Genomic DNA, 8513 nt, shown 5'->3' with positions numbered 1-8513 from the left:
CTTATACCTAAAATTACAGAGTACTAAAACTATTGAGTTGTGAATAATTGTCGTTGTCTTATATACCTTATACCTAAAATTACAGAGTACTAAAACCTCTAGCACAATTATAACCTTGAATTATAATTAAGAAAATAGATAAGTTGATAACGCTAATGAAATTTTTGTTTTATCGATATCTAATTGATATTCTAAATTACAATGTTTTAAAAATGAAACAATGATATAAAGATCAATATCATTAAAAACAATAATATCCGCAAGCAAGTAGTTAGAGATAATCGGTTTTATTTCTAAAACTGAACAATATTTTACAAATAAATACTCAAACCTCTCTTTAATCCGTTCTTTTTCCACATTAATTGGCGCATTCCAATAGCTATCTTCAAAAAAAGATTCTGTAATCATTTGAATATTATTAATAAAATAATTTAGTCCCTTAATACTTTCAGATAAAAAACGGGGTGATTCGGTTAAAACAATGACCGGAACAGGTAAGTTATTTAGTATTTTCCTAAATCTTATTTGTTCTTTAATGCTAAGACCAGCTTCTGGATATAAATAGATTACAAATGATTTTTCTTTTGCTTGATAATCCATTTCGTCCACTACTAATGGGACGACTTGTTCTAAACGAGTAATTAGTCTGGCATAATCTTCCGAATAATCATATTCAAATGAGAGTAGCTTTATGAATTGTTTTAAATCGAAAGACTTAATAGAAAGTGGCAGTGTGCCCTTTAAATTATCTCGTAAGTCATCTAACAGTACATTGATTGAATTAATATAACCATCTATTTCTAAATCATTTTGCATTTCTCTCATAATTTTCTTAGTCATCATACTCGTTGCTGATAATTGGTGTTCATTTTCAATTGTAGAATGGTCTAAGAGAAATCCTCTAAACTGATTATGTGATACTCTTTCAAAATCTGTAAGGTTTGTAATTGTAACAGTATCCTTATTTGAATTTCTAGGTTGAAAATAATTCTTAAGCGTATCTAAAATGTATTCTTCATGAGTTAAATCTTCATTATAAATAGATGTATATACACTAGTATTTAGAATAACTATGGGTATTGCATCAATATTGATTTCTAAAATTGCTTCATACATAGGTTCTCTCCTAAAATAAAATTGTACGATTATCTCCTAATATTTCGATATTTTTATCTTCATTTCCTAACAATATTTTCATTTTTTCATATTGCTTTTCGGTAATAATTAAAGCTCTAACGTGACCATTTGGTGGTAAAATACGTTTCACATAATTTACACTACTATTCGCCGCATCTTTATTGATACAACTTTTAATATAAATAGAATACTGCATCATCAAAAAACCTTCCGAAATGAGTCCCTTTCTAAACTTACTATATAATCGTCGTTCTTCTTTTGAGTCAGTTGGGAGATCAAACATAATCATAACTCTCATAAATTTATAACTCATGATTTATAAAATGAATATTGCTTAATATTTGGAAATTTGAGTGTTTCATATCTCCCTGTTCTGAAATACTCAATAATTGATTGAACCATAATTTCAATCGCTCTAATAACTGTATGTTGCTTTCCGTCAATTTGTACTCTAGCATGCATCAAGTTAATCAGCTCTAATCTATACTCTCTAGTCATATATTCCACTTTCGGAGGTTGTTTCAAAAGGTATAAGTCTACTAATGGTCTAAATACTTCAATAATATCTGATGCTAAATTAAAGTGATTTCTTGCGCCGATATGATGTATTCCTAAGGCTGGAATCAACCCTTTAGCCACAATGGTTCTAGCGATTGCTGAATTTAAAATAGTGTAACCAAAATTCAGAACCATATTTTCAACTAAAAAATCATCATCACGTCTAAAATCCTTAAAAAATGTATTAAAATAATACTTAGCCGCTTGGCCCTCTATATTCATTTCATCTTTAGGTGTAACCATTGATTGTAATTTTTTCATCTTAATTATTCTTTCTTCATCAACTCCATAATGTTTCATACACTGAATTTGATTTTGTAATTTTTGAACCAAAATATGTTTCCATAATTCAGCTTTTCTTTCTTCCGACCATTGTAGTTGTTCCTTCATTTGGCCATATTGATTAAAGTGACCATTAATTGGTTGAATCATACATTCTGGCAAATGGTGTTGATTACAAAAAATAACTAAAATATTATATTTAGATAGCTCTATCATAAGCCTAGAAGTTATAGTAGTTGTTAAATCTTCAATCACTATTGCGAAAATATCGCTAAGCGGAATTTTAACCTCCAAATCCCCTTTTGCGACTTTTAAATTATTTAAATTTAATGCAAGCTTATCGACTTCTGAAAGATACACAATTCTCCATGCCAAAATTTAATCATCCTTTCATTATCATTTGAGGATTTTGTTTACTTTTCACTTCATAAAGATTGCCTAAAATATCTGTAGAATACTTTTTAATAGATTGTGTTTTTCTTGCTATTGTTTTAATTATTCTAGGTGGTCTTTTATCATTCATGTTCTCTAAATATTCTCTATATGTGATGTCTATCATATTTACTTCAATTCTGTTAAGTAGATCATTATTTACACCTATGATTCTATATAATTCTCCGTTAATCTTAATCAAGTCATTATTGTAAAAACTTGCGATAAATTCTGCTTGATTACTAATTTTCTTCAGTTTTTTTGCTTTTTCATAACACTTTGAATTAACCTCATAGTAGTTTTCTTTTTTGATAACATCTAAATTTTTAACTGTCACAAATTTATATACGCCATTATCTAAATAAACATCAAAGCGATACGGTTTTAATGAAAGTTTTACTACTTTATTTCTGCTATTTGGATAATCATCCGTAATATCTAAATGCGCATTTAGCTTGTTACCATAATATTTAATTTTTTTGATGACTGGTCCGTTATCTTTTTTACTATATTTCGTTAAGTAATTGCCTGTTTCTTCATAATATTTATAAAGCGGATTTTTCTCATCGCCATATTGTTCCATGATCAATTTTAACTTTTGATACGTTTGTGGATCATGATGATACATCAATAATTTTTCAGGTGATTTATTAATTAACTTTTTCAATTTATCATTATCTTTATCGTATAAACCATTTAAGTTATTAACGATTAATGTATTGCCCTTGTCATCTTTTCTCGTAGAATATAATGTATCATTTATTAACTCTCTATTCGGCTTTTTATCAACTCTATGTGAATACTTATAATCTTTAAAATCCTTAATATGTTGGATTTGGTGAGGCGTTATAAAAATTTCTTTATACTCTTGTTCAGTCTCAATTTTAGGCATACTTTCAGCTTGGTTGTCTTCAACCGTTTGATTTTCCATCACTTTTTTAGCTTTATCTAGTTTTTTCCATTCTTTAAAAATAAAATCAGCATTCGCAATAATCAGTGCATCTTCAGCATGATGTTTATAACCCTTATTTCTTTCTTTTTTGAATTCCCATTTCCTTCTTAAGAAACTTGTAAATCCCCCATTAATTGATTTCACTTTGACATCTAAGTCATTCACTCTAAAATACGATCTCAATAGGTTCATTAACTCTCTTGTCGCATAACGTGTATCTACTAAGTTACGGTTAATAAAATCTTTTTGGACACTAAATCGATTGATATCTCGTTCTTCTAACAAATATTCTTTTTTCTTCTTAGAAATTCTACCTTTGCCTTTAGCAAGATTTAAAATATGCTTTTTGAATGTTTCATAACTTATTTTAGAATCTGAAGAACTTAAATATTGAAATGGTGTTCTATTACCTTTTTTACTATTTTCCTCTTGTTTTACCAATACTTTATTATTGAAAGAGTTATCGAAAGAAACAGAACGTGGAATAATATGGTCTACTTCATAATTGAATGGATTATTAAGTAAATCTTCTAGAGGGATTGCTTCTAAAGAATATAAACATTTCCCTTCTTGCATATCGTGCAGCTTAATTTTTTCAATTAAATATTTAGCATTTTCTTTACCTGTTGTTCTTATAATTTCTTCAATACGTTCATTCGTTTGACGATTTCTCTTCTGCATTTCATTAATGATTTTTTGTGCATCTTTAGAATTCTTTTCTCTCGCAAGTTCAATAATAATATCATTTGGCAATCCGTATTTTTTAATAATAGCGTTAATTACTTTAATAGACTGTATAAATGAACGTTTCACAACTGGAGACAATATAAAATCATCAACTAAAGTAGTAGGAATTTCTTTTTGTTGGCTTAAATCTACCTTTTTAGGTACAAGTTTCAAACGATTGAAAATAGCCATTTGATTATCGTTCGTATGCCACAATTCGTCTAATATTAAATTTATTGCCTTTAGAGAAAGGTTATGAGTTCCTGTATAACCTTTCAATTTTGAAATTTGTTCAATCTCTTCTTGTGTCAATTCTAAATTTAATTTAGCTAATTCTTCTTGTATATCTTCCGATGACTGATAAAAGGTTAATATTTCAGCGATTTGATTGAGTAGCTCTGCATTCTCGATAATTTCTTTTCTTGCTGTAATATCTTTTATATCGTGATAAACTTTGAAGTTTGTAAATTCCGGTTTACCTGTACTTGTGACACGATAGCCTTTAATATCTTCTTCATTCACCAAAATTTCCTTCGCGATTTGTTTAAGCGTCGGCTTTTTCTTTTGTTTAAAGAGATTCTCAATAATTTGGAATTTTTCATAATACTCTAGCTTCTCATTCTCATCTCGTGCAATAACCAAGTTGTTTAAATCATTCAGTGCATTATATAAATCAGCATTATAAGCATATTTCACACTGCGTAATTCTTCTGGAAAATACGTACAATGTCCCATTAACATTTCATACCATTCTTTAATATCTTTCCAGCCAAATGGGCTATCTTCACCTGGTCCCTCATAATATGTTCTTCTTGTTTCCAATAAATCAATATAAGTGTCTATAAATGATTGATCAAGTTGATGATATGCTTTTTGTACTTTTAATAACTGCTTTGCTTCTTTTACATAGTCAGATGTTTTGAAACGGTTAATCGATCCTCACACTTCACCGTCTGTTTTCAAACGTTCCAACTGTAATTCTGCAACATACTTCTTTTCTAATGCTTTACTATTTCTTGAAATTTGTTCTTTAGTGGATAATTCATTACCTGTATCTTCTTCCACTTCATTAACATTATGTACACCTCTACGTTTTGCTAAATGGAGCAATGCCGCAGAAAATTCTTCTTCACTTAATTTTTGACTTAACCCCTTTACACGTGCCTCATAAGGATTGATCCCAGTTAGCTCGCTATGATCCGTCAGCAAATTATAATCAAATAAAAGTTTCTTTACCCTTTGTAATCTATGTCTACGACGTCTCTTAAGCCTTCTAGTACTTCTTTTTGATCGTCGTCCTTCATTATTTTCAACATTAGCCTCTTTAAATAAACGTACACCAGCATCTATAACATCTCTAGTTTTATAATCAATAACTCCATAACCCACTGATGTAATTCCGATATCTAATCCTAAGATATAATTCTTTTTCATAAGACCACTCCCAGATACATGAAATTTTTATTGTTGATATAAAAAAAATCTCGCCAACAAGTTGACGAGATAAACACGGCATTTTGCCTTGTTTTAGTAGATTCTGTAATTTTAGGTATAAGTACAATACATATTAGTATTGTACTTATACAATAATATATCTTTCAACTTTAGTCAAACAAAACTTTATTTTTCTTGGTTTAAATTCAATATAAAAATTTATTATTTACAAAGTTGCCCTTAATTTAACTATAACAATGTAATACTTCTAATAATTAATAAAAAAATGCTGTTTTAACTATTTTCTAACACCTCATAAGTAGTTAAGAGGACTTATATTTTACCTAAAAAATTGTGAAGGCGTTCCTGCAATAATTAATAAGAATGCAATAATTAACCAACATTTTTTAGAAGTAAATTCATAGGTTTGAGTGTATAATCTTTATCACAAATATATTCTAAATCACCTTGACCATTAACTAATATTTCAAAATTCACTCCATATAACTCAGATAAATCTTGTTACGTTAAATCAGAAATTGTTCTATATTTTCTAATTATCGTTGTGTCACCAAGTATATCTATAATTAACAAACTCAGTTGAATAGTGTAAAAAAACCTCATCACTTATGATAAGCTTCGCCTCTCATGATCTTAAATGCGCGATAAATTTGTTCGATCAATATGACGCGCATCATTTGGTGTGGGAAGGTCATATTGCTGAATGATAGAGCGTAATTGCTACGTTGTAAGACGTCTTGGTGTAAACCATTGGAGCCACCTATGACAAATGTAAAGTCGCTTTGACCTTGTGTCATGCGTGTTTGTAGTTCTTTAGCGAGTCCTTCTGAAGACAACATTTTTCCTTTGATTTCCAACGTAATTACTGTGGATTGGGGTTTAATTTTATTGAGTAGACGTTGGCCTTCTTTTTCTTTGACTTGTTCTATTTCTTTGTCGCTCATATTTTCAGGTGCTTTTTCATCTAGTACTTCTATTAATTCGATTTTCGTGTAAGGTCCTAATCTTTTTTCATATTCTGCAATGGCTTGCTTCCAATATTTTTCTTTTAGTTTTCCAACTGATAAGATAGTAATCTTCATTTTATCCTCCAAAAGTACATGATTTATTCGATTTATCCACAAGTTATGCACTTATGCACACAATTCCCTCTTAGTATAACAATTGAATTAACATTTTCTTAGTGTTTTTTAAGAATTATACACATATTTAAAGAAATCTATTGTGAATTTGTGGATAAGTCTGTGAATAATGTGGGTATTTATGTGTGTATTGTACACATTTCTGGATAACTATTGCCTAATCAGTGGATAACTTTACGGTCGTCTTAACGTTATTTTTACAATTATTCCCTATATTTCAGACCTTTTAGACTCACTTACTACATATATCATCATTGATATTCTAGTTTCCACACGCATCTTTTTAACCCTAAATTAATATCATCATTATCTTTATGTAAGTGAGCTATCATTTAACAGTATATGTATCACCCCTACCTGAGCCTCATCAATCATCACTACGACATTCAATCAAATATGTGAGTGCTCCACTTTCACCTCAATTAAGCATATAATCAATTAAATGAATTCATATTAACTATGATGATATTGACTTGATAAAGTCTCATATGTCATTGCTTTGTGTTACAAAATAACGGTGAAAGCATCGGTAGATTATTTATTGCGTTGAATCATACATGTGTTGAACATAGAAACTCACTTTTATATTAAATAGTATGTCTACTAACTATAAATACAATATATTTAAAAATTATTTAAATGTCAATTTTTATTTTGTTACAATTTCTAAATGTTTTTAAATTTTAACTTTATATTTAAGTTTTTATGAGAGTCTTAATATTTTATTTATTCATATTTTTACATCATTACTTTTTTATCAACTAGGAAATATTAGGAAGTGTAATATAAATCACAAAGCGTGAAAGACATCGATTGCCCTCGACTGTGATACATTTTCATTTCATTAAAAAAATTCCTTAATCAATCGTCTATGAGCAAGCCCGTTTAAACAAATACGTAATCATTCCCTACACTACTGACCACTTTTCCAAAAAAATAACCTACTTAAGCGCAATACTTAAGTAGGTCGTTTGTCTTACCTCTGTTCAATTATAGTGTATAAATCGGTGTTGCTTGTGCTTTATCGGTATCGCAAAGCAATACTTCTTTCTCTGTATCAATATCGTGTTCGTTGAGCACTTGTCCAACACTCATGCGTGCGAGGTCTTTCATATTATTGTCTTGTGATAAATGAGAGAGGTATATACGTTTCGTATTACCTGTAATGACATCACTCATCGCAAGGCCTGCGTCTTCATTGGATACGTGACCCATATCACTTAAAATACGTTGCTTCGTCTTCCATGGATAGCGACACATGCGTAACATATCGACATCGTGATTACTTTCAAACATAAAGACATCACTACCTTGAATCATACCTTTCATACGATCTGAAACGTAACCAGTGTCAGTAATCATCGTGAATTTCTTATAGTTATTGTGAAAGATGTAGAATTGTGGATCAATCGCGTCATGTGACACGTTAAATGATTCTATATCGAATCCTGCAAGAGATTTCGTTTCATATGGATTAAAGATAAATTTCTGATCCATTGGAATGCGACTATCTTTCTTCTCTATTGCTTTCCATGTATTCTCATTCGCGTAAATTGGAAGTTTATATTTACGTGCTAAGACACCAAGACCTTTAATATGGTCGATGTGTTCATGTGTCACTAATATTCCGTTTAAATCCTTAATGTTTCTGTCGATTTGGCTGAAAAGTTCTTCCATCTTCTTGCCAGTTAAACCTACATCGACGAGTAGACTACCTTTCTCACTTTCTACGTAAGTGGCGTTACCTGTACTACCACTTGCTAATACACTCATACGTATCAAGCGACTCATCCTTTCTCATATGTACCATAGTTATTTGTTTATAGGGC

The 8513-nt window shown here is 29.9% G+C and carries 5 protein-coding genes and 1 pseudogene; all 6 read right to left on the bottom strand.

What is annotated here, in order from left to right:
• Nucleotides 1-126: 126 nt before the first annotated feature.
• The 6 genes and pseudogenes from HMPREF2897_RS08840 to HMPREF2897_RS08810 all read right to left on the bottom strand — a co-directional run bounded on the left by HMPREF2897_RS08840 (nucleotide 127) and on the right by HMPREF2897_RS08810 (nucleotide 8475).
• Nucleotides 127-1116, bottom strand: coding sequence for a hypothetical protein (locus HMPREF2897_RS08840; RefSeq protein ID WP_070592998.1), 990 nt, complete (start codon nucleotides 1114-1116; stop codon nucleotides 127-129).
• 10 nt (nucleotides 1117-1126) lie between these two features.
• On the bottom strand, nucleotides 1127-1435 hold the full coding sequence (gene cas2 / locus HMPREF2897_RS08835) for a CRISPR-associated endonuclease Cas2 (RefSeq protein ID WP_070592996.1): 309 nt from the start codon (nucleotides 1433-1435) through the stop codon (nucleotides 1127-1129).
• Nucleotides 1436-1446: 11 nt separating this feature from the next.
• The gene (gene cas1, locus HMPREF2897_RS08830; protein WP_070592994.1) at nucleotides 1447-2352 is read right to left on the bottom strand and encodes a type II CRISPR-associated endonuclease Cas1; all 906 of its coding nucleotides are present in this window, start codon (nucleotides 2350-2352) and stop codon (nucleotides 1447-1449) included.
• 7 nt (nucleotides 2353-2359) lie between these two features.
• Nucleotides 2360-5521: pseudogene (gene cas9, locus HMPREF2897_RS08825) on the bottom strand (type II CRISPR RNA-guided endonuclease Cas9).
• 623 nt (nucleotides 5522-6144) lie between these two features.
• Nucleotides 6145-6624 carry a 23S rRNA (pseudouridine(1915)-N(3))-methyltransferase RlmH gene (gene rlmH, locus HMPREF2897_RS08815; protein WP_070592987.1) on the bottom strand — a complete coding sequence of 160 codons (480 nt, stop codon included), beginning with the start codon at nucleotides 6622-6624 and terminating at the stop codon, nucleotides 6145-6147.
• A 1050-nt stretch (nucleotides 6625-7674) separates the two neighbouring features.
• Nucleotides 7675-8475: an MBL fold metallo-hydrolase gene (locus HMPREF2897_RS08810; protein ID WP_002447628.1), complete on the bottom strand. Its 801-nt coding sequence runs from the start codon at nucleotides 8473-8475 to the stop codon at nucleotides 7675-7677.
• Nucleotides 8476-8513 lie beyond the last annotated feature (38 nt).

Origin of the sequence: Staphylococcus sp. HMSC065D05 (assembly GCF_001813195.1) — a bacterium.
GTDB classification, from domain to species: domain Bacteria; phylum Bacillota; class Bacilli; order Staphylococcales; family Staphylococcaceae; genus Staphylococcus; species Staphylococcus epidermidis.
This window is presented reverse-complemented; position numbering and strand designations above follow the sequence as displayed.